Origin of the sequence: Enterobacter sp. JBIWA005, from assembly GCF_019968805.1 — a bacterium.
Taxonomy (GTDB): Bacteria; Pseudomonadota; Gammaproteobacteria; order Enterobacterales; family Enterobacteriaceae; genus Enterobacter; species Enterobacter vonholyi.
This window is the reverse complement of the sequence record NZ_CP074159.1, coordinates 1,224,434-1,250,095: the sequence shown is the minus strand read 5'-3', so window position 1 is coordinate 1,250,095 and position 25,662 is coordinate 1,224,434. Positions and strand designations below refer to the sequence as shown.

Genomic DNA, 25,662 nt, shown 5'->3' with positions numbered 1-25,662 from the left:
CTGCAAAACATACACCACCGTTATAGAACTACGCGACATGACCGTCATATATCCATTTAATTGTTGACTGATATAATCCTCTCTTTAGTTTTGACGCTACAGTCTGGTATTTATTCCTCAGGATGAGAATAAACATGTCAATTTATAAATACCCTTTAAACCAGGATGTTCTTACTGCTGCTCGGGAACGAATAAAATGGACTCTCGAAAATTTTCCCAGAACCTGTGTTTCTTTTTCAGGTGGAAAAGACTCCACCGTCATGCTGCATCTGGTTGCCCAACAGGCGCGACAGATGAAAGTCAAAATAGATGTGCTCTTTATTGACTGGGAGGCGCAGTTTTCCCATACCATTAACCATGTGCAACATATGCGTGAATTGTACAGCGATGTCATTAACCATTTCTGGTGGGTCGCGCTTCCCCTGACAACGCAAAATTCACTGTCGCAATTCCAGCCGGAATGGCAATGCTGGGAACCCGGCACCCAATGGGTCCGCCAGCCTCCCGGCGATGCGATAACCGATCCCGCTTTTTTTCCTTTCTACCAGCCTGGAATGACGTTTGAAACCTTTGTCCGCAGTTTCTGCGACTGGTTCTCTCGCAATCGCCCGGCGGCGGTACTGATTGGCATCCGCGCCGATGAGTCTTACAACCGTTTCCTGGCTATTGCATCGGCGCGTAAGCAGCGGTTTGCCGACGATAAACCCTGGACTACCGTCGCACCGGGAGGACATGCCTGGTATATCTATCCTCTCTACGACTGGAAAACCGCCGATATATGGACCTGGTTCGCCAAATCAGGTTGTTGCTATAACCCACTTTATGACCTGATGTTTCAGGCTGGCGTGCCGCTACGCTACATGCGTATTTGTGAACCCTTTGGCCCGGAACAGCGCCAGGGACTATGGCTCTACCACGTTGTTGAGCCCGATCGCTGGGCGGCCATGTGCGAGCGCGTGAGCGGTGCGCGCAGCGGAGGAATGTACGCCGGACACGATAATCATTTTTATGGTCACCGAAAAATTTTGAAACCCGAACACCTCTGCTGGCGCGAATATGCCATGTTGCTCCTCGAAAGCATGCCGCAAAATACGGCTGAGCATTACCGCAATAAAATCGCCATTTATCTGCACTGGTATCAGAAGAGAGGCATGGAGGATATTCCCGATACCCAGGACGGTGATATCGGAACCAAAGACATTCCCTCATGGCGCCGTATTTGCAAGGTTCTCCTGAATAACGACTACTGGTGCAGGGCGCTATCTTTCAGCCCGAATAAACCCAAACATTATCAGCGCTACAGCGACAGAATGAAGGCTAAACGCAAGGAGTGGGGCATATTATGCGACAAAGACTAATCACCGAGATGGAAACGTACCTTCAGTCACTTTCAGAAGAGGACCGCATTAACGCAATAAATGCTTTTCGTGAGGCGATCCATAAACACAGTCCGTTTCGCGAGCAACCGATAGACTGCGTCCTCTGGATAAGACAGGACGCTATTACCGCTAACGATTACAACCCCAATAACGTTGCTCCACCAGAAAAACGACTGCTCAGTAAGTCGCTGGAACTCGATGGATTCACCCAACCTATCGTTGTGACAGAAAGTGAACCGCAACACTACGAAATCGTGGATGGTTTTCATCGCCATGAAATCGGTAAAAATCGGGCGGCGTTGAAGCGTCAGCTTAAGGGTTATCTCCCCGTCACCTGCCTGCGTCGGGATCGGCAGGATAAACATAACCGTATGGCCGCAACCATTCGCCACAATCGGGCGCGGGGTCGACACCAGATTAACGCCATGTCGGAAATCGTTCGCGAGCTGGCGCTGCTTGGCTGGAATGATGAGAGAATAGGCAAAGAGCTGGGCATGGACAGCGATGAAGTCTTGCGCCTCAAGCAAATCAACGGCCTGCTGGAGCTCTTTGCAGACCGCCGTTACTCAGAAGCCTGGACGGTGAAATAATCAGAGCGTGTTCAGGCGCTCTGCCGCCGCCAGCAGCGTCGATTCCTGCTTCGCAAAGCAAAGACGGATCAGCTTATGCGGGAAGGGATCGGCGCAGAACACCGACAGCGGAATGGCGGCCACGCCGACCTCTTTCGTCAGCCACTGGCAGAAACTCACGTCGTCCAGCGCCGATATCGCGCTGTAGTCCGCGAGCAGGAAATAGGTCCCTTCTGAGGGCAAAATTTCCAGACGGCTTTTGCTTAATGCCGTCACAAACAGATCCCGACGTTCACGATAGAAGTGCGGCAGCTCGCGGTAATGTCCGGGCTCAGCGCGCAGCATATCCGCCAGCGCAAGCTGGGCCGGCGTGTTCACGGCAAAGGTCAGGTACTGGTGCACCATGCGCAGCTCAGCGCTGATAGCCGCCGGTGCGACGCAGTAGCCCACTTTCCAGCCGGTCATATGGTAAGTCTTACCGAATGACGAGACGGCGATAGCACGCTCGCGAAGCTGCGGATGGGCCAGCACGCTGGCGTGTCCCTCTTCAGCAAAGCAAATGTGCTCATAGACCTCATCGCTCAGCACGTAAATTTCGCGTTCCGCAATTGCCTGCCACAGCGCGGCGAAATCGGCTTTCTGCCACACCGTCGCCGACGGATTGTGCGGGGTATTCAGGATCACCAGGCGGGTTTTGTCGCTCAGCAGCGCAGCAAACGCCTGCCAGTCAGGGCGGAAATGCGGCGGCTGGAGCGCCACGCGTTTCACCACGCCGCCGGAGAGTTCAACCGCAGGCGCATAGCTGTCGTAGCTCGGATCAAAGCAGATGACTTCATCGCCCGTACGCACCAGCGCGGTGATGGCGGCATACAGCGCTTCGGTCGCCCCTGCCGTCACCGTAATGTCGCTGTTCGCATCGGGCTTATAGCCATACAGCTCCGCCGTTTTATCCGCAATGGCTTCCCGCAGCGCCTGCACGCCCGTCATCGGTGCATACTGATTTGCCCCCTGCGCCACGTGGTACGCGAGACGCTCCTGCAGATACGTCGGGCCATCGAAATCCGGGAACCCCTGAGAAAGGTTAATGGCGTTGTGCTTTTGTGCCAGAGCGCTCATCTGCGTAAAGATGGTGGTACCGAGATTGGGAAGTTTACTCTGCGGAATCAATGCGTTATTGCTCATTGTGTCGTGCCTGCCTGTAATACTTATGTTGCTGCCACTATAACACGATGTTAGTCTTTGGCAATCAAGACGCTTAGACGTCTAAACCATATGAATATTCCTGGCCGAGAGGGTAAAAGGAAATGAGAGATAACCTGCAACTCACGCATCTGGTCGACGCCTGCCGCTGGATTGGTGCCAAAGGCTGGGCCCCCGCCACCGGCGGCAACATGTCGGTGCGTCAGGACGAACATCTGTGCTGGCTCAGCGAATCCGGAAAGGACAAAGGCAGCCTCACCACCGATGACTTCCTGCAGGTCGAGATTGCCACCAATCGCGCCCCGTCCGGTCGTAAACCGTCGGCGGAGACCGGGCTGCATACCCTCATCTATCGCTTGTTCCCTGACGCCAACGCCGTCCTTCACGTTCACACGGTTAACGCCACGGTGCTGTCCCGTCTGGTCAAAGAAGCCGAGCTCAACATCAGCGGCTTTGAGATGCAAAAATCCCTCACCGGGCAGAGCACGCATATGGACACGGTGGCTATCCCGATCTTTGATAACGACCAGGATATCGACGCCCTCGCCTCCCGAATCGCCCATTACGCAGAGGAACGCCCGCTTAATTATGGTTTTCTTCTGCGCGGTCATGGCTTAACCTGCTGGGGACGCGACGTGGCCGAGGCCCGCCGTCATCTGGAAGGGCTAGAATTCTTATTTGAATGCGAAATGCGTTTACGACAACTGGAGAGAATATGATTCGCGCGATTGTGACGGATATTGAAGGGACCACCAGCGATATTCGTTTTGTCCATAACGTTTTGTTCCCCTACGCGCGTGAGCGGCTGGCGGCCTTCGTGACCGCGCAGCAGTACGCCGAGCCGGTCAAATCCATTCTGGACAACCTGCGTGATGAAATCGATAACCCGCACGCCAGCGTCGGCGAACTTATCGACGCTCTGTTTGCCTTTATGGACGAAGACCGCAAATCGACCGCGCTCAAAGCCCTGCAGGGGATCATCTGGCACGACGGCTACGTTAACGGCGATTTTACCGGACATCTCTACCCGGACGTGCTGCCTGCGCTGGAAAAGTGGAAAGCGCAAGGGATTGATCTCTATGTTTATTCCTCTGGCTCCGTCGCCGCGCAGAAACTGTTATTTGGCTACAGCGACGAAGGTGATATTACTCATCTGTTCAGCGGCTATTTTGATACCCACATCGGCGCCAAGCGCGAGGTGCAGTCTTATCAGAACATCGCGGCGCAAACGGGCATTGCCCCGTCGCAGATCCTGTTCCTGTCCGATATTCATCAGGAGCTGGATGCGGCTGAACAGGCAGGTTTTCGTACCCTGCAGCTGATTCGCGGTGATGATGACGGCGCAAGCCACCACCATCAGGTCCACCAGTTTGACGAGATTAACCCGGAGCAGATCCCTTCATGAGCGCATTGACCATTTATTCCGACAAAGACGCCAGTCAACACCAGTGGCACAGTACCGACGCCGCCGAGATTGCCCAACAGCTCAACGCGAAAGGCGTTCGGTTTGAACGCTGGGCTGCGGATCGCGATTTAGGACACGATCCCGCGCCTGAAGCAGTGATCGAGGCGTATCAACATGCGATCGACAAACTGGTGGCAGAGAAGGGTTACCAGAGCTGGGACGTGATCAGCCTGCGCGCCGACAATCCGCAGAAAGATGCGCTACGCGCGAAGTTCCTGAACGAACACACCCACGGCGAAGACGAGGTACGCTTTTTCGTGGAAGGCGCGGGGCTGTTCTGCCTGCACATTGGCGATGAGGTGTATCAGGTGCTGTGCGAGAAAAACGACCTGATCTCCGTCCCCGCGGGCACGCCGCACTGGTTTGATATGGGCTCAGAGCCGAACTTTACCGCCATTCGTATTTTCGATAACCCGGAAGGCTGGGTGGCCCAGTTTACCGGTGATGCCATCGCGGATGCGTATCCACGCCTGGCATGATCTTTTCTCCCTCTCCCTGTGGGAGAGGGTAGGAGTGAGGGCATCCGCGCGCGTTACACCTTCAATCCCTTCACATATCCCACCAGCTGATCCAGCACAATCCCCCATCCTTCGTGGAAGCCCATCTGTTCATGCTGCTCGCGGATCTCCTTCGTCGGATGACGCGCAATCGCCGTATAGCGGGTCTTCCCCTCCCCGACATCTTCCAGCAATAAAATCGCCGTCATAAACGGCTTCTCGGCCGGTTTCCAGCCTTCGGTATAGCCGTCGGTAAAGACCAGCTTTTTACCGGGATCGATTTCCAGGAAGACGCCCCGGTTATCCATCCGTTGACCGTCCACCTCAAACACAGTGTTGAACCGCCCGCCCACGCGGAGGTCGAGATCGCATTCGGTCACCTTATGGGGAGCAGGAATGAAGAAGTTTTTGATGTGTTCCGGCGTAGTCCAGCAGAGCCAAAGCAGGTCGCGCGGTGCATCCACCACGCGCTCCAGTTTTAAGTCAGTTTCAGGATCGAGCGTCACGATGTTGTCCTCTTAAGGGAGCCCCTTAAAGGATAGCCGGACTCAGGCAAATTTCCCTTCCGCAACCTCTTCCGGCGTGACCACGCCCGTATCCAGCACCCAGCCGCTAATCAGCGAGGCTGGCGTAACGTCAAACGCCGGGTTGTAGACCTGCGCGTTTTCCGGCGCCCACTGCACCGCGCCAAAGCTACCGGCGACGCCCGTCACCTCGCTGGCGGCGCGTTGCTCAATCGGGATCGCGTCACCGTTCGGGCATTCCGGGTCGAGGGTCGTTTGCGGCGCGGCCACATAGAACGGAATGCCGTGGAATTTTGCCAGCACCGCCAGGGAGTAGGTGCCGATTTTGTTCGCCACGTCGCCGTTAGCCGCAATGCGGTCTGCGCCCACCCACACGGCGTCTACCTGCCCTTTCGCCATCAGGCTGGCGGCCATGGAATCGGTAATCAGCTGATACGGCACGCCCAGCTCGCCAAGCTCCCACGCGGTCAATCTACCGCCCTGTAGCAGCGGGCGGGTTTCATCGACCCAGACGTTGCTGACGTTGCCTTCCCGGTGCGCGCGAGCAATGACACCAAGCGCCGTACCGACCCCCGCCGTTGCCAGTCCGCCGGTGTTGCAGTGGGTCAGCAGGCGGCTGCCGGGCTTCACCAGCGCGCTGCCCGCTTTCGCAATGGCATCACAGAGTCGTTTATCTTCATCAATCAGGCGCAGCGCCTCCGACACCAGCGCCGGAACATACTCTTCCTGCCACAGCGCAATCTTCATGCGGTCGAGATTGTTCATCAGGTTCACCGCCGTCGGGCGGGACGCGCGCAGGGTTTCCAGCGCAATCGCCAGCTCGTCACGGTTTTTGCCGTTTTCCGCCAGCAGCGCCAGCAGCAGGCTTGCAGAGAGACCAATCAGCGGCGCGCCGCGCACGCGCAGGGCGTGGATATGCCCAACCAGCGCCTCTACGGTCGAGGCATCCAGCCAGCGTTTCTCCTGCGGGAGGGCCTGCTGGTCGAGAATAAAGAGCTGATTATTCGCCACCCGCAGGCTGGTCGTCTGTAATGTCTGCATGTCGTTAATTCCCTGTTGCGTTGTTGTAGCACATTGTGTCAGGATGAAATCCAGATGTATAGACGTCTACATGTCTTAATTTAAAAACTCGTGAGGAGCAGGCCATGTCGCAATACCGTACCTTTACCGCTCAGGATGCCGTGGAGTATGCCAGGCAGTTTGGCGGACTTGACGATCCTTCATCGCTGGTAGAGGCGCAGGAGATTGGCGACGGCAACCTCAATCTGGTCTTTAAAATTTTCGACAGCGCGGGCGTGAGCCGCATCGTCGTTAAGCAGGCGCTACCCTACGTGCGCTGCGTCGGCGAGTCCTGGCCGCTGACGCTGGACCGAGCCCGTCTGGAGGCGCAAACCCTGGTCGAGCACTACCGGCACAGCCCGCAGCACACCGTGAAAATCCACCACTTTGACCCGGAACTGGCGGTGATGGTGATGGAAGATCTCACCAGCCATCGCATCTGGCGCGGCGAGCTGATCAAAAATAATTATTACCCGCTGGCGGCGCGCCAGCTGGGTGAATACCTCGCGCACGCGCTGTTCCACACCAGCGATTTCTACCTGCACCCGCACGAGAAAAAAGCGCAGGTGGCGAAATTCATCAACCCGGAGATGTGCGAGATCACCGAAGATCTGTTCTTCAACGATCCGTACCAGATCCACGAGCGCAACAGCTACCCGGCCGAGCTGGAAAATGACGTCGCGGCGCTGCGCGACGACGCCCAGCTGAAAATAGCCGTGGCCTCCCTGAAGCACCGCTTCTTCTCGCACGCCGAAGCGCTCCTGCACGGCGATATTCACAGCGGGTCGATTTTTGTGGCGCACGGCAGCCTGAAGGCCATCGACGCCGAGTTTGGCTACTTTGGCCCGATTGGCTTTGACGTCGGTACCGCCATCGGCAACCTGCTGCTGAACTTCTGCGGCCTGCCGGGGCACCTGGGCATTCGCGATGCCGCCGCCGCGCGCGAGCAGCGCCTGACCGATATTCAGGAGCTGTGGAACACCTTCGCGGAACGCTTCCAGGCACTGGCACACGAGAAAACGCGCGACGCCGCACTCGGCGCGCCGGGTTACGCCTCTGCGTTCCTGAAAAAGGTCTGGCATGACGCCATCGGCTTCTGCGGCACCGAACTCATTCGCCGCAGCGTCGGGCTTTCCCACGTCGCGGATATCGACACCATTCAGGACGAGGCCATGCGACACGAATGCCTGCGCCACGCGATAACGCTCGGTAAAGCGCTGATTGTGATTGCCGACCGCATCGACAGCGCGGAAGAGCTGGTAGCACGAGTGCGGCAGTACAGCTGATTTTTCCCCTCTCCCCTTTGGGGAGAGGGTCAGGGTGAGGGGCAACAACCGCCCTCACCCCAAATACTCAATCACCGACAGTCCGCCGTTATAGTCCGTGCTGTAGATAATTCCCTGCGCATCCACAAACACGTCACACGACTGGATCACCTGCGGGCGATTCGGGCGGGTATCCATCATTTTCTCCGGTGCCGCAGGCACCAGCGCGCCGGTTTCCACCGGACGATACGGATTGGAAATGTCATACGCGCGCACGCCCGCGTTCTGATACGTCGCAAAAATCAGCGTCGAGCTGACGAAGCTCCCCGGCCGGTTCTCGTGCAGGTTATGCGGCCCGAAATGCGCCCCTTTCGCCACGTAGTCGGTTTCATCCGGCTGCGGGAAGGTCGAGATGCTTACCGGATTCGACGGCTCGCGGATATCAAACAGCCAGATCAGCTTCTCGCCGTCTTCCTGGTTATCGAGCACCGCTTCGTCCAGCACCACCAGCAGATCGCGGTCGGGCAGCGGCAGCGCTGTGTGCGTGCCGCCGCCAAACGGCGGGCTCCAGTTACGGTGGCTAATGAGCTTAGGCTGAGTGCGATCCTTCACGTCCAGCAGCGTCAGGCCGCCGTCGCGCCAGCTGCCGTACGCGGTATCGCCGGCAATAATCGCATGGTGCAGCGCGTAGCGTTTCCCTTCCGGCCAGTTCGGCTTCTCACCTTTGTCCTGGTTCATCCCCGGCAGCCACCAGCGCCCTGCCACCTCAGGCTTACGCGGGTCGGCCAGGTCGATCGTCAAAAAGATGTAGTCGGTAAAGCCGTCGATCAGCGCCGACACGTACGCCCAGCGTCCGCCGATGTACCAGATGCGGTGGATGCCGATACCGCTCAGCGACAGAAAGCCTATTTCGCGCGGCTTGTCCGGCGTGGAGATATCAAAAACGCGAAGCCCCGCGCTCCAGCCTTTGTCCTGCACGTCGCTGACGGTCTCGCCCACCTGCCGGGTGTAGTAGACCTTCTCGTCGGCAAAACGCGCATCGGCAAAAAGATCCCGCGCGTTGATGACCAGCAGGAGATCGTCATGCGCCTGGAGGTGCACGTTCCAGGTGCCCGGCGGTGCGGGCACGTATCCCGCCGCTTTCGGGTTTTTCGGATCGCGCACGTCGACAATCGAAAAGCCCTGCGACACCATATGGCCTATATAGGCGAAACCGCGATGCACCATCAGCTGCACGCCGTCCGGGCGACCACCCTGATCGCTATGGCCAATCAGCCGCATATTGCGGCTGTATTCGGGCGTAGGGAGCTCGCTCATTTATTCTTCGCTTCCAGCGTCGCAAACCACGGCGCGATAAAATCTTCCGTCTGGCCCCAGCCCGGAATGATTTTGCCCAGCGACGCCACGTTCACCGCGCCCGGCTGGGCGGTCAGCAGCGCCTGAGGAATGGCGGCTGCCTTAAAATCGTAGGTCGCAGGTGTGGTTTCCCCGGCAATTTTGTTCGCCACCAGACGCACGTTGGTCGCGCCAATCAGCTTCGGATCCACCGCCACGCTCACCTTCCACGGGCTGCCCGGCTCGCGCATCAGCTGCAGATCCTGGTTAGAGATGTCGATGCTGTAGAGCTTAATCTCGGTGCGGCCGTTCTCTTTCAGCGCCTTATACGCGCCCTGGCTGAAGGCGTCCCAGGTTCCCCAGATGGCATCGATTTTGCCTTTCGGGTATTTAGCGAGGATTGCGCCCACCTTGTTGGCGGTGTCGCCCTGCACGTCGGAAGAGACCGCGCCGATAGACTCCAGCTCTTTAATGTCCGGATACTGTTTTTGCAGCTCTTTATAGGCCGCCTGACGACGCTCCATCGGCGGGAAGCCCGCCACCCATAGCTTGACGATATTGGCCTTGCCGTTGAAATCTTTCGCCAGCTGGCCGAAGGAGAGGTTCGTCAGGGAGGCATCGTCCTGCTGGGTAACGGTCACGCCCGGGATCTCGCCGTTGACGGCGGTATCAAATACCGCGACCTTAATCCCGGCGTCCACCGCCTTCTTCACCAGCGCGGTGGAGTACGGATCGCGGCCCTGAGACAGGATAATCCCGTCGTACTTCTGGCTGATGGCCTGGTTCACGAAGTCCTGGAATTTGGCGTCGTCCCCATTGCTTAAAAAGGTGCTGACCTTAAAGCCGAGCTTCTTCCCTTCCTGAATGGCCCCGGAAATAAACTGCGTGGTGTTGTCGTCTGAGCCGAGGTTACGGATCACCGCGATGCGGATCGGGCCGTCATGGTTCGCAATGGCAGCCGGAAGCGGTGCAGGCGTGGCCGCGAAGCCAGGCAGAGCGGTTAATAACCCTAATGCCACCAAAGAGAGTGCAATCTTTTTCATTTTTTATCCCGTTGTGTTGTCAGCGTTTTTGTATGTAGGTAATCGCCAGCGCTACCGCGAGCACCAGCCCTTTTATAATGTCCATGGCGTAATACGGCACGGAGAGCATCACCAGCCCGTTCGATAGCACGCCGAGAATCACCGCCCCGACCAGGGTCCCCAGCGCGTTCGGCTTGCCGGACCCGGCCAGCGAGAAGCCAATCCACGCCGCCGCCACCGCATCCATCAGATATCCGCCGCCTGCGTTCACCTGCGACGAGCCAATGCGCGAGGCCAGCAAAATCCCGCCCAGGCCCGCCAGCAGGGAGGCAATCACGTAGGCCGCCACCTTGTAGCGGGTGGTGCGAATGCCGGAGAGACGCGCCGCTTCCGGGTTACCGCCAATGGCGTACATCCGGCGTCCGTGAGTGGTGAGCGACAGCCCCAGCTGTGCCAGCACGGTCACCACCAGCATGACGATCACAATGATCGGCACCTGTCCCAGCAGGCTGAACGCCGCCGGAATAGTCCCTTCCGCCATATCGCCGCTCGGCAGCACCATGTTTTCGGTAATCGACCCGCCGTAGCTGTAGGTCATCGCCACGCCCTGGATCACAAACAGGCTGGCCAGCGTCGCGAGCATGTCCGGAATGCGCAGGATGACGATCAGAAAGGCGTTAAACAGCCCCACCAGCGTGCAGAGCGCGAGGGTAATCAGAATCGACTCGGTGGTGCCGAAGCCGTGCCAGACGAAAAGGGAAATCACCAGCGCGTTCGCCAGCGACGCGGTAGACCCCACGGAGAGATCGAATCCGCCGATGGTCAGCGAAATCGACACGCCTATGGCAATCACCGTCACGATGGCAATCGAGCGCAGAATGTTGATGATGTTGTTCGGATCGAGGAAGCTGTCCGACGCCAGGCCAAAGACGGCCACCAGCGCGACGACGGTCAGCAACATGCCCCACCTGTAGAGAAAATCGAAAATCTGCTGACGGCCAGACGCCGTCGCGTTTACTGAAAGGGCCTTGCTCACGACGCCGTTCCTCCGGTTGAATAATAAAGTAGTGTCTCTTCACGGGCCTCGGTCCCGGCGATTTCCGCCACGATGCGCCCGTCCCACAGGACGCAGATGCGGTCGCACAGCCCGACCAGCTCGGCAAATTCGCCGGAGGCGTAAATCACCCCTTTGCCCTCGCGCGCCAGGCCGTCAATCAGCTGGAAAAGATCGGTTTTGGCCTTCACGTCCACGCCTTTGGTCGGCTCGTCGAAGATCAGCACGCTCGCGTCATTGCGCAGCCACTTGCCGATAGCCACCTTCTGCTGGTTACCGCCGGAGAGACGTCGCAAAACCTGCCCGGGACCGCGGGCGCGAACGCCGACGCGGGCGATCACCTCCTCCGCCCAGCGCCACGCCTGACGATGACCGAACAGGCTCCAGCGCGAGAAGCTGTTATCGGCGCACACGGCAAGGTTCATGCTTACCGGCTCGTCGATAAAAATACCCTCTTTGCGCCGCTCTTCCGGCACCAGCGCCAGCCCGCGCAGCACCGAGTCCGCCGGGTCGCGCGGCTGCCAGGGCTGTTGATTCAGCTCACCGCGCGCCACGCGGCTTTTGCTGGCGCCAAACAGCGCCTTACAGAGTTCGGTTTTTCCCGCCCCCGCCAGCCCGGCAATACCAAGAATTTCGCCCTTGCGCAGGTGCAGGGAGATATCTTTCAGCAGCGCGTCGTCGTGCAGACCTTCTACCCGCAGGAGCGTCTCTTCGCCGTGCGGCGGCCGCGCGGGCGGATAGATATCGCTCAGCACGTGGCCGAGCATCTTCTCGACGATCGCTTCTCCGCTAAGATCGGCCATCGGTCCGGACTCAATCAGCTTGCCGTCGCGCAGCACCGTCAGGGTGTCGCAGATGGCCTTCAGCTCGTGAATGCGGTGGGAGATAAACACCACGCCGATGCCCTGCTGCTTTAAGCGTCTGACTACCGCAAACAGGCGCTCGCTCTCGTGCGCGTCCAGCGGCGCGGTGGGCTCATCAAGAATCAAAAAACGGCAGTGGTGGGATAGCGCCCGCGCCAGCAAAATCTGCTGCTTTTCGGCAAGCGTGCAGCTGTCGATGGAACGGCGTACGTCCAGAGAAACATCCAGCTGCGCCAGCGCCTGTCTCGCCTGCTGACGGATCGCGCGCCAGCTGAAGCGATGCCCCGGCTGCGCCAGCTGGTCGAGCATGATGTTCTCGGCGATGCTTAACCCCGGGATCAGGGCCACGTCCACCTCCTGCTGCACAAGGTGGATCCCCAGCCGTTTGGCATCGAGCGGTTCGCGGATGCTTACCGGCTGGTTGTTAATGCTGATCTCGCCCTCATAGTGGTCGTGCGTCCCGCACAGTACCGCCATCAGCGTCGATTTTCCCGCGCCGTTGGCGCCGGTCAGCGCGTGTACGGAGCCGCCGGATAAGGTGAAATTCACGCGCGACAGCGCCTGAAAGCCGGAAAAGGCCAGGCTGATACCGCGCATTTCAAGGCGACTGGAAACCATCCGCGTAAATCCTTCATTACTCTTCTGATTTATCGAATTTTTCACAGCTCCGGTTGACTGACAACGACGGAAAAGGCATAAGTTAAAGCGAAATATTATTAGCCATCCGGATGTCCAGACATAACATCGGGTTAGCGCTTCCCAAAAAGGACACCATCATGAGCAACACCGATATTCGCGTCGTGCCTGGCCCGGCGAACTACTTCTCTCATTCTGGAAGCCTTGCGCATCTGAATGACTTCTTTACCCCTGAACAGCTTTCCCGCGCGGTGTGGATCTACGGCGAGCGCGCGATCGAAGGCGCGCGCCCTTTCCTGCCGGAGAGCTTTAATGCGCCGGGGGCGAAACACCTGCTGTTTAAAGGCCACTGCAGCGAGCGCGACGTCACCCATCTGGTGAATGAATCCGGCAGCGACGCCAGCGTGGTGATTGGCGTTGGCGGCGGCGCGGTGCTCGATGCCGTCAAGGCCGTGGCGCGCCGCTTAGGAGTGCCGTTCGTGGGCATCCCCACTATTGCCGCCACCTGCGCTGCGTGGACCCCGCTCTCCGTCTGGTACAACGATGCCGGTCAGGCGCTGCATTTTGAGATCTTCGACGACGCCAACTTCCTGGTACTGGTGGAGCCGCAGATCGTCCTTAACGCACCCGCGGAATACCTGCTGGCGGGCATCGGCGATACGCTGGCGAAGTGGTACGAAGCGGTAGTGCTCGCCCCGCAGCCTGAAAAGCTGCCGCTGACCGTGCGGCTGGGCATCAACGGCGCGCTGGCTATCCGCGACGTGCTGCTGGAGCGCAGTGAGGAAGCCCTGGCTGACCAGCAGCGCGGTGAACAGACGCAGGCGTTCCGGGACGTGGTGGATGCGATTATCGCAGGCGGCGGGATGGTCGGCGGTCTGGGCGAACGCTATACCCGCGTGGCGGCGGCGCATGCGGTGCACAACGGTTTGACCGTGCTGCCGCAGACGGAAAAATACCTCCACGGCACCAAGGTGGCCTACGGCATTCTGGTGCAGAGCGCCCTGCTCGGCCAGGACGACGTGCTGGCACAGCTGGTCTCGGCGTATCGGCGTTTTAACCTGCCGACCACGCTTCGCGCGCTGGAGGTCGATATTAACAACCGAGAGGAGCTGGATAAGGTGATTGCCCACACTCTGCGTCCGGTGGAGTCAATTCATTATCTGCCGGTGACGTTAACGCCTGAGGTTCTGCGCGCGGCGTTTGAGAAGGTGGAATACTTCAGCCGTTAATCTCCCTGACCGTCTATACCTAATGATGATTCTTACCACTCTCGTAACGAGGTCATCATGCAGATCGATTTAACAGGTAAAAAGGCGCTGGTTACCGGTGCCAGCCGCGGGTTGGGTCGGGCTATTGCACTGTCGCTGGCGCGCGCCGGTGCGGATGTGATTATTACGTATGAAAAATCTGCCGATAAAGCCCAGGCGGTCGCCAATGAGATTAAGGCGCTGGGACGACACGGCGAAGCCGTGCAGGCGGACAGCGCCAGCGCGCAGGCGATTCAGGATGCCGTCACCCATGCGGCGCGTTCCCTTGGCGGGCTGGATATTCTGGTCAATAACGCCGGGATCGCGCGCGGCGGCCCGCTGGAGTCTATGACGCTGGCGGACATCGACGCGCTCATCAACGTCAACATTCGCGGCGTGGTGATCGCCATTCAGGAAGCGCTGGTGCACATGTCTGACGGCGGGCGCATTATCAACATCGGCAGCTGTCTGGCCAACCGCGTGGCGATGCCGGGTATTGCCGTTTACTCGATGACCAAGTCTGCCCTCAACTCCCTCACCCGCGGCCTGGCGCGCGATCTGGGGCCGCGCGGTATTACCGTTAACCTTGTCCACCCCGGCCCCACCAACAGCGATATGAACCCGGAAGACGGCGAACAGGCGGAAGCTCAGCGCCAGATGATCGCCGTCGGCCACTACGGCCAGCCGGAAGACATCGCGGCGGCGGTCACCTTCCTTGCCAGCCCGGCCGCCGGACAGATCTCCGGTACCGGCCTGGATGTGGACGGCGGGTTGAACGCCTGATCGCACCTTTTCTGCAAGCCTCTGCTGCCCGGCAGAGGCCTTCTCGAGCTACCTCGACGGTTTGCGTTTTGCCTCTTACCTGTATTTTTTCTCCGCTCTACAGTACCCCATAAGAAATTCGGAATTTATCTAATAGTCTTATTATTTCCTTATATTTTGTGCGGGCGTACAGTGGAGGTACGGATGAAGATTGTCTGGTCAAAGAATGCAAAGAAAGAGTTTTCCAAAATCGATGGCCGATATCAGCGAAGAATCAAAGCAAAACTTGCTGAGCTGGACGATCGCTCTGCTCCCCGGCCCGATATCAAAAAATATCGGCAACAGAAAATCATTTTCGGCTACGCGTTGGCGATTACCGCATTCTGATTACACTTCGGGACGATCCCGATAACCATTGTTATGTTTTGGCCGTCAAGCGCAGAACATTAACGACCTACCTTCACGAGGAGAAAGCCCCCTATGGCTGTTCAGCTAATTAAGGACGATGACGGAAAAGCGCAGTACGTCGTTATTCCCTATGATGAATACTTTCGTATGTGCTTAAAGATGGCAGAAATTGACGACGAAACCGATGATGATCTAGAGGATATTGAAGTCGAACACGATTGTTATGATGACGTAGGATTACCTGGTGAAGTATGCGACGTCATGCATAACGAGAACGTCAGCCTGCAGGCCGCGTGGCGTATCCTGCGCGGGCTATCCCAGCAGGAGGTGGCGGAGAAACTCGGCATCAGCCAGTCCGCCGTATCACAGCTGGAAGCGCTGGACTCCCGTCCGCAAAAGCGCACCCGCAAAAAGCTGGCGGCGATCTACGGCTGTAAGCAGGAACAGATCAGCCTCTATTTACCGAAAGAGGGTTAACAGCACTTCGCTCCGCCCTTGCCGCCGTAGCGGGCATCCTGGCGGTCGCGGAAAAATTCTTCGTAGGTCATGGGCGTCTGGTCCGGATGGTTGACGCGCATATGCTCGACGTAGTTGTCGTAGTCCGGCACGCCAATCATCATTTTGGCGGCCTGGCCCAGGTACTTACCTGCTTTGGATAGAGTGTCGAACATAGGTCATTTCTCGTTTGTTTCCCTCACCCCGCCCCTCTCCCAAAGGGAGAGGGAGGATAAGAAATGTAGGCCGGGTAAGGCGAAGCCGCCACCCGGCACACAGGTTAATGCGCCCCTTTCGCCTGGGTCACAATCTCTTCCAGGTTTTCAGGCATCGGCTCGTACGGCGTCTCTTTCGCCGTTGGCTTATCGTTTTTCAACGCCGCCAGCGCGGTCCTGAGAGAATACAACGCCAGCACCACGACCACCACCATAAAGAAGATGGTTAGCCCGGCGTCCAGACGGTTGTTAAACACCAGCTGCGACAGCTGTGATTCGGTGTACTGTGCCGGGATCTTGCCGCTGTCGATCATCGCCTGGAACTTGTTGGCAATCGCCAGGAAGCCCACCTTATTATCCGGGCTGAAGGCTTTCTGCCAGCCCGCCGTCAGGGTACAGATAAGCAGCCACGCGGTTGGCACCAGCGCCACCCAGGCGTAACGCTGGCGCTTCATCTTGAACAGCACCACCGCGCAGAGCATCAGCGCCATGCCCGCCAGCATCTGGTTGGCGATACCGAACAGCGGCCACAGGGTGTTAATCCCACCCAGCGGATCGACCACGCCCTGATGCAGGAAATACCCCCACGCCAGCACGCATAGCGCCGTCGCCAGCAGGTTCGCCGGGAGCGAATCGGTCCGCTTCAGGTTCGGGGAGATGACGCCCAGCAGATCCTGCAGCATAAAGCGCGCCGCACGGGTTCCCGCATCCACCGCCGTCAGGATAAACAGCGCTTCAAACAGGATGGCGAAGTGATACCAGAACGACACATCCATCAGCCCGCCCAGCGCGCCGTGAAGAATATACGCCATGCCGACCGCCAGCGTCGGCGCGCCGCCTGCACGGGAGATAATCGACTGCTCGCCCACTTCGCTGGCGATGCTCGTCAACGTTTCAGGCGTAATCGCAAAGCCCCAGCCGCTCACCACCTGCGCGGCAGACGCTACCACGTCAACGGTGCCGGCCGGGGCCAGGACCGCCATCGGGCTGTTCATTGCGAAATACACGCCCGGGTCGATAATGCAGGCGGAGACCAGCGCCATAATGGCCACGAAGGACTCCATCAGCATACCGCCGTAGCCGATCAGGCAGGCCTGATTTTCATTCGCCAGCATCTTCGGCGTGGTACCGGAGGCAATCAGAGCGTGGAAGCCCGACACCGCACCACACGCGATGGTGATAAACAGGAACGGGAAGAGATTGCCGGTCCAGACAGGGCCGGTACCGTCGATGAATTTGGTTAATGCAGGCATGGTCAGGGTCGGGCGCATAATCAGAATGCCGATCGCCAGCCCGACGATAGTGCCGATTTTCAGGAACGTTGAGAGATAGTCACGCGGAGCCAGCAGCAGCCATACCGGCAGCACCGCCGCCACAAAGCCATAGCCCACCAGCATCCAGGTCAGCTGTACGCCGGTAAAGTCGAAGAACGGCGCCCAGGTCGGGCTTTCCGCCACCCAGCCGCCGGAGATAATGGCGAACACCAGGAATACCAGGCCAATCACCGACACTTCACCAATCCGGCCCGGACGCAGGTAGCGGATGTAGATCCCCATGAACAGCGCCAGCGGAATGGTAAAGGCAACGGTGTACGTCCCCCACGGGCTGTGGGTCAGCGCTTTCACCACAATCATCGCCAGCACCGCGAGGATGATCACCATGATCATAAAGGTCGCCACCAGCGCAATCACCCCGGCGGTTGCCCCCATCTCCTCTTTCACCAGCTCACCCAGCGAACGTCCGTCGCGGCGGGTAGAGACGAACAGCACCATAAAGTCCTGTACCGCCCCCGCCAGCACCACGCCCGCGAGGATCCAGATCATCCCCGGCAGGTAGCCCATTTGCGCCGCCAGCACCGGCCCCACCAGCGGCCCTGCCCCGGCAATCGCCGCAAAATGGTGACCGAACAGCACTTTCTTATCGGTCGGCACGTAGTCCAGACCGTCGTTATGGCGAACGGCAGGCGTCATGCGCGTTGCGTCAACGCCCAGGACGTTCTTCGCGATATAGCGGCCATAAAAACGATAGGCGATCAGGTAAACGCAGACCGAGGCGACGACGATCCAGAGCGCATTGATCTGTTCCCCCCGGTTGAGGGCGATAAAGCCCAGGGCAAAGGCTCCCACAACGGAGAGCCCTGCCCATGTAAGGTATTTCCCTGAGTTGTTCATAGTTGTTGTCCGTTGTTGTGAAACAGTGAGATGTTACATTTTGTTTCTAGAACAACCGGAAAAATTTAACAACTTTGAAACGCAATAATGCGTGGTCAAACCAGAGATTTACACCACAGTGTTAAGCCGATCACTTTGATCTGCCTGGGCTAGCCCAGCACCATCGTACTCAACCGGCAGGTGCAGCACCGCCGCCCCTGCTCGTCGAAGACCACAATCTCCCAGCTCTGGCTCGAACGCCCAAGATGCAGCGGCTGACACACGCCGCGAACCTTGCCGTGGGAAACTGCCCGATGATGCGTGGCGTTCAGCTCCGTTCCCACCACGCTCTGCCCGTCGCGGGTCATCAGAAATCCGGCCATTGAGCCGAGCGTTTCCGCCAGCGCCGCCGAGGCACCGCCGTGAAGCAGGCCAAACGGCTGATGGGTTCGCGCATCTACCGGCATCTCCGCTTCCAGCGTGTCATCCCCGAGGCGGGTATAGACGATGCCCAGGTTCGCCACCAGGGTATTCACGCTGGTGGCGTTCAGTTCTTCAAGCGATAAATGACGTTTCCAGATCATTTACGCCCCCAGCGTGGAGCCGCCGTCCACCACGATATCCTGCAGGGTGATGTGGCTGGCGGCATCGGAGGCAAGGAACAGCACGGTCGCAGCTATCTCCTGCGGGCGGGCAATTTTGCCCAGCGGAATGCCGAGCTTAAACTGCTCGCCGAAGCCGCGGATGCGCTGCTGCTCCGCGTCGTCGCTTTTCCACAGGGTGCGCTGCATATCGGTATCCGTTGAGCCCGGCGACACCAGATTACAGCGCACGCCGCTGCCCGCCAGCTCCAGCCCGACGGTCAGGGACAGGCTTTTCAGCGCTGCTTTCGATGCGCCGTAGGCGCTCATGCCGATGCGCGGCGTGTGCGCCGCGTCGGACGCCACGGTGACTATCGCCCCGCCCTGCTGGCGGCGAAACTGGCCCATCGTCTGCTGGAAAAGGTTGAACGCGCCGCCGACGTTGACCGCGAAGGTATGCTGCCAGTCATCCTGCGAGAGCTGGTCCGTCGCCCCCATGCGCAGAATGCCCGCGGCGTTGACCAGCACGTCCAGCCGTTCGAGCGAAGCCAGCGCGCGCCCGCACACCTCATGTACCTGTGCGGCATCCGCCACGTCCAGCGTTTCGGTGGCAAACGGATAATCATCCTGCGGGAAGGCCAGATCGAATCCGGTCACCTGCGCGCCTGCTTCGGCAAACGCCAGTGCAGTCGCGTAGCCAATCCCCTTCCCCGCGCCCGTCACCCAGACGGTTTTGCCGGTAAAATCGAATCCCGCCATTACTTCACCTCGCGGGAAAGCAGCGCCCACCAGGCGTCGAGAGTGGGATTTTTTGCCAGCATCACGAAGTCGATATCGCCGTGCACTTTGCGCCAGCGGGCGGCCAGCGCCATCATGCGCACTGAATCCAGGCCGTAGTCGATCAGGTTTTCGTCATCCATCGGCTCGTCGGACTCGTCCAGCAGCGGAAGGATCAGCTCGCGCAGCGCGGCTTTCGAGGCCGGAACGGACGGCAGCAGCTCGTCGGTCATCACCACGCGGCCAGAACGCCCGGCCACGTAGTTCAGGGACATCAGGTGCTCGTCACGGGTGAAATCTGCCAGCGCGTCGGCAATAAAGAACGGCTTAATGTCGCGCATAAAGGCGTCGGTGGCGGTGGTCATGCAGCCGATGTGAGCGTACACGCCGGTAATCAGCAGCTGGTTGCGGCCCGTCTCTTTCAGCATCTGCTCCAGCGGCGAGCGGTGAAATGCGCTGTAGCGCCACTTCACCAGCACCGTGTCCGCTTCGTCCGGGGTCAGCTCAGCGACGATGCGCTGCTGCTCCGGCGAACGGGTCAGGCCCGGCCCCCACATGTCGTTCAGCAGGGCGCGGTCTTCATCGCTCTGCTCTTTTGGCTGCGCGGTGTAGTAAACCGGGATATTGTGTTCTTTGCAGTACGCGCGCAGTTTAGCGATGTTCGCTACTACCTGCTGCATCATCGTGCTATTTTCGCCCCAGAAGTTCAGGAAATACTCCTGCATATCGTGGATCAGCAGCGCCGCGCGCTCGGGCTCAAACGCCCAGTTCACCTTGTTGGTCGGCAACTCTGCGGCGGTTGGCAGCGCGTAAGCGGTTAATTTTGGGATGGCCATACTCTGTTCCTCAGCCCCGGGCGCGTTCAGCAAGCCACAGGCGCAACTGTTTCTTATCGACTTTGCCGACCGGCGTCAGCGGGAGCGCATCCACGCTCTCCACGCGGTCCGGCAGCTTGAATTCGGCAACGCCCTGCTCGCGCAGGAAGCGACGCACCTCGACCGCGCGCAGGGGCTGTTTCACTACCAGATACGCGCAGCTCTTCTCGCCCAGCAGGCTGTCCTCCATGCTCACCAGCGCGGCGTGGATCACCGACTCATGGCGCAGCAGCAGGTTCTCGATCTCTTCGGCGGCGATCTTCTCCCCGCCGCGGTTGATCTGATCTTTCTCTCGACCCTGCACGGTGATGTAGCCCTGCTCGTCGATGGCGATCAGATCCCCGGAGCAGTAAAAGCCGTCGGCGTCAAAGGCGCTGGCATTGTGTTCCGGGCTGTTGAAATAACCGCGGAAGGTATACGGCCCCCGCGTCATCAGGCGTCCGACTTCCCCTCGCGGCAGCGGGTTGCCGTGCTCGTCGGCCACCCACACTTCGTCGTCCGGGCACATCGGGCGGCCCTGGGTGTTGATGATGCGCTCCGGCGCATCGTCGAGCGCGGTATAGTTCACCAGCCCTTCCGCCATGCCGAACACCTGCTGAAGCTGGCAGCCGATTTCCGCCGGAATGCGCGCCGCGAGCGTGGCGGAGAGGCGCGCGCCGCCCACCTGCAGCAGCTTCAGTGATTTAAGCTGCGCGCTGCCCGCGCCGTCGGCAATCGCCTGCAGCCAGAGGCTCACCGCCGGCGGGACCAGCGAGGTGACGTTAATCTGATGCCGTTCAATCAGCGGGAAGCAGAGCGTAGCGCTCGGATCGTTCGCCAGCACCACGCAGCCGCCCGCGGTGAAGACGCCCAGCGATCCCGGCGAACTCATGGCGTAGTTGTGCGCCGCGGGCAGCGCGTTCAGGTAACGCGTTTCGGCGGTAATGCCGCAGATCTCGTTGCTGCGGCGGATGCTGTAGTCGTAGTCGTTATGCGTGCGCGGGATCAGCTTCGGCGTGCCGGTGCTGCCGCCGGAGAGCTGGAAGAAGGCCACTTCGTCGGCGGGCGTCGGGTTCGGGATGAAGTTGTCGGCCGGACGGGCCATCGCCGCTTCCAGGGCATGTTCACCCTTATCGCCGCGCAGCAGCACGACGCGTACCGAACGGTGTTCATCCACGAAAGCGTTGAGGAAGTCATCGCCCGCAAACAGCGCGTGGTCGCGATCGGCGATCAGCACGGCGGGGTTGATCTGCGCGGCGTAGGCGTTCAGCTCGCTGCGCTGGTGGCTAAAGAGCGCGTTGACCGGCGCGACGCCGATTTGCAGCAGCGCGAAGAAGGTGATGTAGAACTCGGCCACGTTGCCGAGCTGCACCAGCGCGGTCTCGCCGCGGTGCAGCCCTCGCCCCTGAAGGGCTGAGGCCAGGTTGTTTACGGCCTGATTCAGCGCGCGGTAGGTAATGTGCCGCTCGCCGTCAATTATCGCCACGGCATCGCTGTCCGCGCGATCCGTCAGGATGTGGGTCAACGGCAGATCCTGCCAGTAGCCTTTTTCACGGTAGCGGCGGGCGAATTCCTCAGGCCAGCGGGTAAAAGGGATGGTCATGAGTCTTCCTTAGTGCAAACCAAATACGTTGAGCATGGTGGAGAGCTTCACGCCCGTCTCGCGCCACTCGCCCACCGGCGAGGAGGCGGTAACAATGCCCGCGCCGGCAAACAGGCGAACGGTATTTTTATGCAGACGCGCGCAGCGGATGGTCACCACCCACTCGCCGTTGCCTTCGCTGTCACACCAGCCGACGATGCCGCCGAACAGCTCGCGGTCGAACGGCTCCAGCTCGGCGATCAGTTCTTTCGCCGCCTGATGCGGGAAACCGCTCAGCGCCGGGGTCGGGTGCAGAAGGCAGGCCAGGGTCAGGGCGTTTTCGTTTTCACGCGCGTCACCTTCAACCGGCGTCGCCAGATGCCACAGCGTCGGCGTGGTGATCAGCTGAGGAGAATCAGGCATGGTGAGATGATGGCTGCGCGGTGCCAGAATGGCCTTCATCGCCTGGGTCACCAAATCGTGCTCGTGGCGATCCTTTTCAGAGGCCAGCAGCTTATTGCCCGCTTCGCGATCTAATACATCATCGGGCTGACGACGCGCCGAGCCTGCCAGCGGCAGCGAACTAAAGTGCGCGCCCTCTTTGCGCAGCAGCAGTTCAGGGCTGGCGCCGAGCAGCACGCCGCCGTCTTCCAGCGGCACGTGGAAGTTGAAGCTCGCCGGGTTCTGGGCGATCAGGCGCTCCATCAGGGCGCCGCTATCCATGCGTTTGTCGGTCGCGATATCAATCAGGCGCGACAGCACCACCTTGTTCACCTGCGGTGTGGCGGTGAGCGACGCGGCGCGAGCCACCATCTCTTCGAAAACGGGCTGCGGCGGGATCTCGGTGCGTTGTTCCACCTTCAGCGCCTGCGAGCCGGAAAAATAGCGTGCAGACTGCTGACGTGCCGGACGGGAAAAGGTCTGCCAGCGTTGGGGAATAAACAGAGAGGACGGCTTGCGGGTATCGAACGGGATAGCCCCTACCATCACCGGATGAGCGATACCGCTGGCTTTCGCATTCAGGAAGGCCTGGGCTAATTTTTGCTGGAAGCGACCCGCCGGATCGTCACCGCCAACTGCGGGTTCACTGAAGCGGGCAAAGCAGCCGGACGTGGTAAAGCTGCGGTAAGGCGACATAAAGAAAAAACGGTCTGATTCCAGCGTGGTTGCGGCGTGCTGAACTTCCTCAGCCAGGGACGTATCCATATCATCCTCCTTGAAATGATAAAAGAAGCAATAATGATTATCATTTATATTTTCGTCGGCTAACCTAATCCCACATCGCTCCGCTGTCAACCGTCGGGCAAATAACTTGTGCGACAAAAGCTTGCATCCAGATGCTGCAGCCATGAAAATGAGAAGCATTATCTTCAACAAAAACAGGATCCCGCGCTGTGAAATTCCCTGCCATTTTCCGTAATCCCCTGCTTTTATTGGCGCTTTTTGTGTTAGGACTTACCTCAGCCGCTGCCGCCGACTGGCCGCGTCAGGTGACTGACAGCCGCGGCGTTCACACGCTAGAGAGCAAACCGACGCGCATTGTCTCTACCAGCGTGACCTTAACCGGCTCCCTGCTGGCGATTGACGCCCCGGTCGTCGCCAGCGGCGCGACCACGCCGAACAACCGCGTGGCCGATGCGCAGGGCTTTTTGCGCCAGTGGGGCGATATTGCGAAACAGCGTCAGGTTGCACGGATGTATATTGGCGAACCGAGCGCCGAAGCGGTCGCCGCACAAATGCCGGATCTGATTTTGATTAGCGCCACCGGCGGTGATTCCGCGCTGGCGCTGTACGATCAGCTCTCCGCCATCGCGCCGACGCTTATCATCAACTACGACGACAAGAGCTGGCAGGCACTGCTGACGCAACTGGGCACCATCACCGGGCAGGAAAAACAGGCCGAAGAGCGCATTGCCGCGTTTGATAAACAGCTCGCGCAGGTGAAACAGCAGATGAAGCTGCCGCCGCAGCCGGTGAACGCCATCGTCTACACCGCCGCCGCGCACAGCGCCAACCTGTGGACCGCGGAATCAGCGCAGGGCAAGCTGCTGCACCAGCTGGGCTTTACGCTGGCGGACCTGCCCGCCGGGCTGCACACCTCTAAAAGCCAGGGAAAACGGCACGATATTATCCAGCTGGGCGGTGAAAACCTGGCAACGGGACTGAACGGCGAAGGGCTGTTCGTGTTTGCCGGCGACCAGAAAGATGTGGATGCGATTTACGCCAACCCGCTGCTGGCGCATCTGCCGTCGGTGAAAAACAAACGGGTTTGGGCATTGGGAACCGAGACGTTCCGCCTGGATTATTACAGCGCGATGCTGGTGTTAGACAGATTGAATACGTTGTTTAAGTAGGCATTTTCCCTCCCTCTCCCTGTGGGAGAGGGCCGGGGTGAGGGCATCAGGCCACACCGTCGTTCAACACAACCTCCTGCCTGAACCGCCGCAATTTCACCAACGCCACTAACAAAATCACGCCAACCATCGCTAACGCAAACCCGCTGCTGCTCGCCGACGCCGCCGGGGTCATTATCGCCCCCAGCCCGCCGAGGATCGCCGCGCCAATGGCATCGCCCGTGACGTTCTGCGCCGTCCACAGGCCGTTGATGCGCCCGAGCATCCCTTCCGGCGTCTGGGTCTGGATCAGGGTGTACTGCAGCAGCGAACTGATGGCGCTCAGCCAGCCGAAAATCACCAGGCACAACACCCCGAGCGCCCACGCCGGCATCAGGCTAAAGAAGCCGATGGCGATAAACGACGCCAGAGAGGTAAGCAGCATAATCAGCCCCGGACGCGCGCTCTGCGCCAGGTTGCCGCTGGTCAGCGCCCCGCACGCCGCGCCGAGCGGAATGGCCGCGTAGAGAATGCCAATCTCCGAGGCGCTCATCTGCCACTCTCCCGCTAATGCCGGATACAGCACGCGCACGGCGCTCGCCATGGTCAGCAGGCCGCCGAGCAGCGCAATGCCGCCAATCAGCGGGTTGCTGAACAGGAAACGAATCGCGGCCATCAGCGATTTCAGCGGGTGCTCACGCGGCTGCGGCGGAGGCGGCAGCCGCGGCAGGCGCAGCAGCGTCAGCGTGGTGATAAAGGTCCCTGCCGCCGCCAGCCCGTAATTCCACGCCACATTGCCGGTCGCCAGCAGCAGGCCGCCCACCATCGGTGAAATCACCGAGCCGAGGCGCACGGTGAGCATGGTGATCGCCCCCGCCTGCATCAGATTTTCTCGCCCGACCAGCGCGGGCGTCGCCGCCAGCAGCGCCGTCACGCCCAGCGAGGCGAAAAAGCCGTCCCACAGCCCCAGGGCATAAATGGCGATCAGCGACGGCTCAGGCAGCATGGCGTTCAGACACAGCCCGATAAAGCCCACGCCGCAGGTGCCGCGCGCCAGCAGGATCAGCGTCTTGCGCTCGTAGCGGTCCGCCAGCACGCCGCCAACCATCAGGCCGATAAACATCGCCCCGCCGGTTAAGGTAACCGATAACCCCACCAGCCAGCTGGAGTGCGTCATGGTCTGGATCTGGACCGGCACGGCCACGCCGAGCAGGCCGAGGGATAAAATGGAGATAAAGCGAGCGATAAACACCGCGCGATAGGCCGGGTGCGTTTTGAGCAGGCTGAGGTTAAGCAGCCAGGATTTTTGATTCATGACAAAGCCTTGAGTGTAATTCTACCCATTCCATGGGCGCACATGCTAACATAGCCAAATAAGATAGATAACGAT

Annotated in this window: 25 protein-coding genes and 1 pseudogene; 11 read left to right on the top strand and 15 right to left on the bottom strand. The window is 59.6% G+C overall.

Translation table 11 applies throughout. From position 1 onward, the window contains the following. The first annotated feature begins 134 nt into the window (after window positions 1-134). The gene (locus KGP22_RS05860; protein ID WP_223581571.1) at window positions 135-1,358 is read left to right on the top strand and encodes a phosphoadenosine phosphosulfate reductase; all 1,224 of its coding nucleotides are present in this window, start codon (window positions 135-137) and stop codon (window positions 1,356-1,358) included. Next, on the top strand, window positions 1,343-1,969 hold the full coding sequence (locus KGP22_RS05855) for a ParB/RepB/Spo0J family partition protein (RefSeq protein WP_111964409.1): 627 nt from the start codon (window positions 1,343-1,345) through the stop codon (window positions 1,967-1,969). Before KGP22_RS05860 ends, KGP22_RS05855 begins: the two co-directional genes overlap by 16 nt. Here the strand turns inward: KGP22_RS05855 and KGP22_RS05850 are convergent, their stop codons facing one another. Next, window positions 1,970-3,130, bottom strand: coding sequence for a pyridoxal phosphate-dependent aminotransferase (locus tag KGP22_RS05850; RefSeq protein WP_223581569.1), 1,161 nt, complete (start codon window positions 3,128-3,130; stop codon window positions 1,970-1,972). 122 nt (window positions 3,131-3,252) lie between these two features. Here KGP22_RS05850 and KGP22_RS05845 point away from each other — a divergent pair, with 122 nt between their 5' ends. Genes KGP22_RS05845 through KGP22_RS05835 form a run of 3 tightly spaced genes read left to right on the top strand, consistent with a single transcriptional unit; the run spans window position 3,253 to window position 5,092 of the window. After that, the gene (locus tag KGP22_RS05845; RefSeq protein ID WP_223581567.1) at window positions 3,253-3,867 is read left to right on the top strand and encodes a methylthioribulose 1-phosphate dehydratase; all 615 of its coding nucleotides are present in this window, start codon (window positions 3,253-3,255) and stop codon (window positions 3,865-3,867) included. Next, window positions 3,864-4,553, top strand: coding sequence for an acireductone synthase (gene mtnC / locus KGP22_RS05840; protein ID WP_149366036.1), 690 nt, complete (start codon window positions 3,864-3,866; stop codon window positions 4,551-4,553). Before KGP22_RS05845 ends, mtnC begins: the two co-directional genes overlap by 4 nt. Further along, a complete protein-coding gene (locus KGP22_RS05835) occupies window positions 4,550-5,092 on the top strand; it encodes an acireductone dioxygenase (RefSeq protein ID WP_023293046.1) in 543 nt (180 codons plus the stop codon). The genes mtnC and KGP22_RS05835 overlap by 4 nt, the downstream gene beginning before the upstream one ends. 53 nt (window positions 5,093-5,145) lie before the next feature. Here the strand turns inward: KGP22_RS05835 and KGP22_RS05830 are convergent, their stop codons facing one another. Both KGP22_RS05830 and mtnA read right to left on the bottom strand, forming a co-directional pair. Then, entirely contained in the window at window positions 5,146-5,616 is a 471-nt protein-coding gene (locus KGP22_RS05830) for an SRPBCC family protein (protein WP_127730001.1), read from the bottom strand. Window positions 5,617-5,658: 42 nt separating this feature from the next. Continuing rightward, entirely contained in the window at window positions 5,659-6,675 is a 1,017-nt protein-coding gene (mtnA, locus tag KGP22_RS05825) for an S-methyl-5-thioribose-1-phosphate isomerase (protein WP_223581565.1), read from the bottom strand. 104 nt (window positions 6,676-6,779) lie between these two features. Here mtnA and mtnK point away from each other — a divergent pair, with 104 nt between their 5' ends. Next, the gene (gene mtnK, locus KGP22_RS05820; protein ID WP_223581563.1) at window positions 6,780-7,979 is read left to right on the top strand and encodes an S-methyl-5-thioribose kinase; all 1,200 of its coding nucleotides are present in this window, start codon (window positions 6,780-6,782) and stop codon (window positions 7,977-7,979) included. A gap of 54 nt (window positions 7,980-8,033) precedes the next feature. Here mtnK and KGP22_RS05815 read toward each other — a convergent pair whose 3' ends face one another. From KGP22_RS05815 to KGP22_RS05800, 4 genes are read right to left on the bottom strand one after another with little or no spacing between them, the layout of a single operon-like run. Continuing rightward, entirely contained in the window at window positions 8,034-9,275 is a 1,242-nt protein-coding gene (locus KGP22_RS05815) for an LVIVD repeat-containing protein (RefSeq protein WP_223581561.1), read from the bottom strand. Beyond that, window positions 9,272-10,336 (bottom strand): sugar ABC transporter substrate-binding protein, encoded by a 1,065-nt coding sequence (locus tag KGP22_RS05810; protein WP_223581559.1) that lies wholly within the window; start codon window positions 10,334-10,336, stop codon window positions 9,272-9,274. The genes KGP22_RS05815 and KGP22_RS05810 overlap by 4 nt, the downstream gene beginning before the upstream one ends. Before the next feature lie 19 nt (window positions 10,337-10,355). Further along, entirely contained in the window at window positions 10,356-11,351 is a 996-nt protein-coding gene (locus KGP22_RS05805; protein WP_223581557.1) for an ABC transporter permease, read from the bottom strand. Beyond that, window positions 11,348-12,850: a sugar ABC transporter ATP-binding protein gene (locus tag KGP22_RS05800; protein ID WP_223581555.1), complete on the bottom strand. Its 1,503-nt coding sequence runs from the start codon at window positions 12,848-12,850 to the stop codon at window positions 11,348-11,350. Before KGP22_RS05800 ends, KGP22_RS05805 begins: the two co-directional genes overlap by 4 nt. 158 nt (window positions 12,851-13,008) lie before the next feature. Here KGP22_RS05800 and KGP22_RS05795 point away from each other — a divergent pair, with 158 nt between their 5' ends. From KGP22_RS05795 to KGP22_RS05780, 4 genes and pseudogenes are all read left to right on the top strand, one after another. Then, entirely contained in the window at window positions 13,009-14,097 is a 1,089-nt protein-coding gene (locus KGP22_RS05795; RefSeq protein WP_223581553.1) for an oxidoreductase, read from the top strand. A gap of 57 nt (window positions 14,098-14,154) precedes the next feature. Next, window positions 14,155-14,898, top strand: a complete 744-nt coding sequence (locus KGP22_RS05790) for a 3-oxoacyl-ACP reductase family protein (RefSeq protein ID WP_223581551.1) — start codon at window positions 14,155-14,157, stop codon at window positions 14,896-14,898. A 183-nt stretch (window positions 14,899-15,081) separates the two neighbouring features. Then, window positions 15,082-15,377: pseudogene (locus KGP22_RS05785) on the top strand (type II toxin-antitoxin system RelE/ParE family toxin). After that, window positions 15,358-15,762, top strand: a complete 405-nt coding sequence (locus tag KGP22_RS05780) for a helix-turn-helix transcriptional regulator (protein WP_111964421.1) — start codon at window positions 15,358-15,360, stop codon at window positions 15,760-15,762. The pseudogene KGP22_RS05785 and the gene KGP22_RS05780 overlap by 20 nt, the downstream one beginning before the upstream one ends. Here KGP22_RS05780 and KGP22_RS05775 read toward each other — a convergent pair. The 7 genes from KGP22_RS05775 to entC form a co-directional block, all read right to left on the bottom strand. After that, a complete protein-coding gene (locus KGP22_RS05775) occupies window positions 15,759-15,956 on the bottom strand; it encodes a YbdD/YjiX family protein (RefSeq protein WP_006809671.1) in 198 nt (65 codons plus the stop codon). The genes KGP22_RS05780 and KGP22_RS05775 overlap by 4 nt on opposite strands. A gap of 104 nt (window positions 15,957-16,060) precedes the next feature. Next, window positions 16,061-18,166: a pyruvate/proton symporter CstA gene (gene cstA / locus KGP22_RS05770; RefSeq protein ID WP_223581549.1), complete on the bottom strand. Its 2,106-nt coding sequence runs from the start codon at window positions 18,164-18,166 to the stop codon at window positions 16,061-16,063. Window positions 18,167-18,315: 149 nt separating this feature from the next. Then, the gene (gene entH / locus KGP22_RS05765; protein WP_136195332.1) at window positions 18,316-18,729 is read right to left on the bottom strand and encodes a proofreading thioesterase EntH; all 414 of its coding nucleotides are present in this window, start codon (window positions 18,727-18,729) and stop codon (window positions 18,316-18,318) included. Then, the gene (entA, locus tag KGP22_RS05760) at window positions 18,730-19,485 is read right to left on the bottom strand and encodes a 2,3-dihydro-2,3-dihydroxybenzoate dehydrogenase EntA (RefSeq protein ID WP_111964424.1); all 756 of its coding nucleotides are present in this window, start codon (window positions 19,483-19,485) and stop codon (window positions 18,730-18,732) included. It lies immediately after the preceding gene. Further along, a complete protein-coding gene (locus tag KGP22_RS05755) occupies window positions 19,485-20,339 on the bottom strand; it encodes an isochorismatase (protein ID WP_223581547.1) in 855 nt (284 codons plus the stop codon). Before KGP22_RS05755 ends, entA begins: the two co-directional genes overlap by 1 nt. 10 nt (window positions 20,340-20,349) lie before the next feature. Beyond that, on the bottom strand, window positions 20,350-21,960 hold the full coding sequence (gene entE, locus KGP22_RS05750) for a (2,3-dihydroxybenzoyl)adenylate synthase EntE (RefSeq protein WP_223581545.1): 1,611 nt from the start codon (window positions 21,958-21,960) through the stop codon (window positions 20,350-20,352). A 9-nt stretch (window positions 21,961-21,969) separates the two neighbouring features. Further along, on the bottom strand, window positions 21,970-23,145 hold the full coding sequence (gene entC, locus KGP22_RS05745; protein WP_223581543.1) for an isochorismate synthase EntC: 1,176 nt from the start codon (window positions 23,143-23,145) through the stop codon (window positions 21,970-21,972). A gap of 188 nt (window positions 23,146-23,333) precedes the next feature. Here entC and fepB point away from each other — a divergent pair, with 188 nt between their 5' ends. After that, the gene (fepB, locus tag KGP22_RS05740) at window positions 23,334-24,293 is read left to right on the top strand and encodes a Fe2+-enterobactin ABC transporter substrate-binding protein (protein WP_223581541.1); all 960 of its coding nucleotides are present in this window, start codon (window positions 23,334-23,336) and stop codon (window positions 24,291-24,293) included. A 46-nt stretch (window positions 24,294-24,339) separates the two neighbouring features. Here fepB and entS read toward each other — a convergent pair whose 3' ends face one another. Continuing rightward, the gene (gene entS / locus KGP22_RS05735) at window positions 24,340-25,587 is read right to left on the bottom strand and encodes an enterobactin transporter EntS (RefSeq protein WP_223581539.1); all 1,248 of its coding nucleotides are present in this window, start codon (window positions 25,585-25,587) and stop codon (window positions 24,340-24,342) included. Window positions 25,588-25,662 lie beyond the last annotated feature (75 nt).

Coding starts and splice junctions, on each gene's coding strand:
- KGP22_RS05860 (WP_223581571.1), top strand. CDS start 135: ATGTCAATTTATAAATACCCTTTAAACCAGGATGTTCTTACTGCTGCT.
- KGP22_RS05855 (WP_111964409.1), top strand. CDS start 1,343: ATGCGACAAAGACTAATCACCGAGATGGAAACGTACCTTCAGTCACTT.
- KGP22_RS05850 (WP_223581569.1), bottom strand. CDS start 3,130: ATGAGCAATAACGCATTGATTCCGCAGAGTAAACTTCCCAATCTCGGT.
- KGP22_RS05845 (WP_223581567.1), top strand. CDS start 3,253: ATGAGAGATAACCTGCAACTCACGCATCTGGTCGACGCCTGCCGCTGG.
- mtnC (WP_149366036.1), top strand. CDS start 3,864: ATGATTCGCGCGATTGTGACGGATATTGAAGGGACCACCAGCGATATT.
- KGP22_RS05835 (WP_023293046.1), top strand. CDS start 4,550: ATGAGCGCATTGACCATTTATTCCGACAAAGACGCCAGTCAACACCAG.
- mtnA (WP_223581565.1), bottom strand. CDS start 6,675: ATGCAGACATTACAGACGACCAGCCTGCGGGTGGCGAATAATCAGCTC.
- mtnK (WP_223581563.1), top strand. CDS start 6,780: ATGTCGCAATACCGTACCTTTACCGCTCAGGATGCCGTGGAGTATGCC.
- KGP22_RS05815 (WP_223581561.1), bottom strand. CDS start 9,275: ATGAGCGAGCTCCCTACGCCCGAATACAGCCGCAATATGCGGCTGATT.
- KGP22_RS05810 (WP_223581559.1), bottom strand. CDS start 10,336: ATGAAAAAGATTGCACTCTCTTTGGTGGCATTAGGGTTATTAACCGCT.
- KGP22_RS05800 (WP_223581555.1), bottom strand. CDS start 12,850: ATGGTTTCCAGTCGCCTTGAAATGCGCGGTATCAGCCTGGCCTTTTCC.
- KGP22_RS05795 (WP_223581553.1), top strand. CDS start 13,009: ATGAGCAACACCGATATTCGCGTCGTGCCTGGCCCGGCGAACTACTTC.
- KGP22_RS05790 (WP_223581551.1), top strand. CDS start 14,155: ATGCAGATCGATTTAACAGGTAAAAAGGCGCTGGTTACCGGTGCCAGC.
- KGP22_RS05780 (WP_111964421.1), top strand. CDS start 15,358: ATGGCTGTTCAGCTAATTAAGGACGATGACGGAAAAGCGCAGTACGTC.
- KGP22_RS05775 (WP_006809671.1), bottom strand. CDS start 15,956: ATGTTCGACACTCTATCCAAAGCAGGTAAGTACCTGGGCCAGGCCGCC.
- cstA (WP_223581549.1), bottom strand. CDS start 18,166: ATGAACAACTCAGGGAAATACCTTACATGGGCAGGGCTCTCCGTTGTG.
- entH (WP_136195332.1), bottom strand. CDS start 18,729: ATGATCTGGAAACGTCATTTATCGCTTGAAGAACTGAACGCCACCAGC.
- entA (WP_111964424.1), bottom strand. CDS start 19,485: ATGGCGGGATTCGATTTTACCGGCAAAACCGTCTGGGTGACGGGCGCG.
- KGP22_RS05755 (WP_223581547.1), bottom strand. CDS start 20,339: ATGGCCATCCCAAAATTAACCGCTTACGCGCTGCCAACCGCCGCAGAG.
- entE (WP_223581545.1), bottom strand. CDS start 21,960: ATGACCATCCCTTTTACCCGCTGGCCTGAGGAATTCGCCCGCCGCTAC.
- entC (WP_223581543.1), bottom strand. CDS start 23,145: ATGGATACGTCCCTGGCTGAGGAAGTTCAGCACGCCGCAACCACGCTG.
- entS (WP_223581539.1), bottom strand. CDS start 25,587: ATGAATCAAAAATCCTGGCTGCTTAACCTCAGCCTGCTCAAAACGCAC.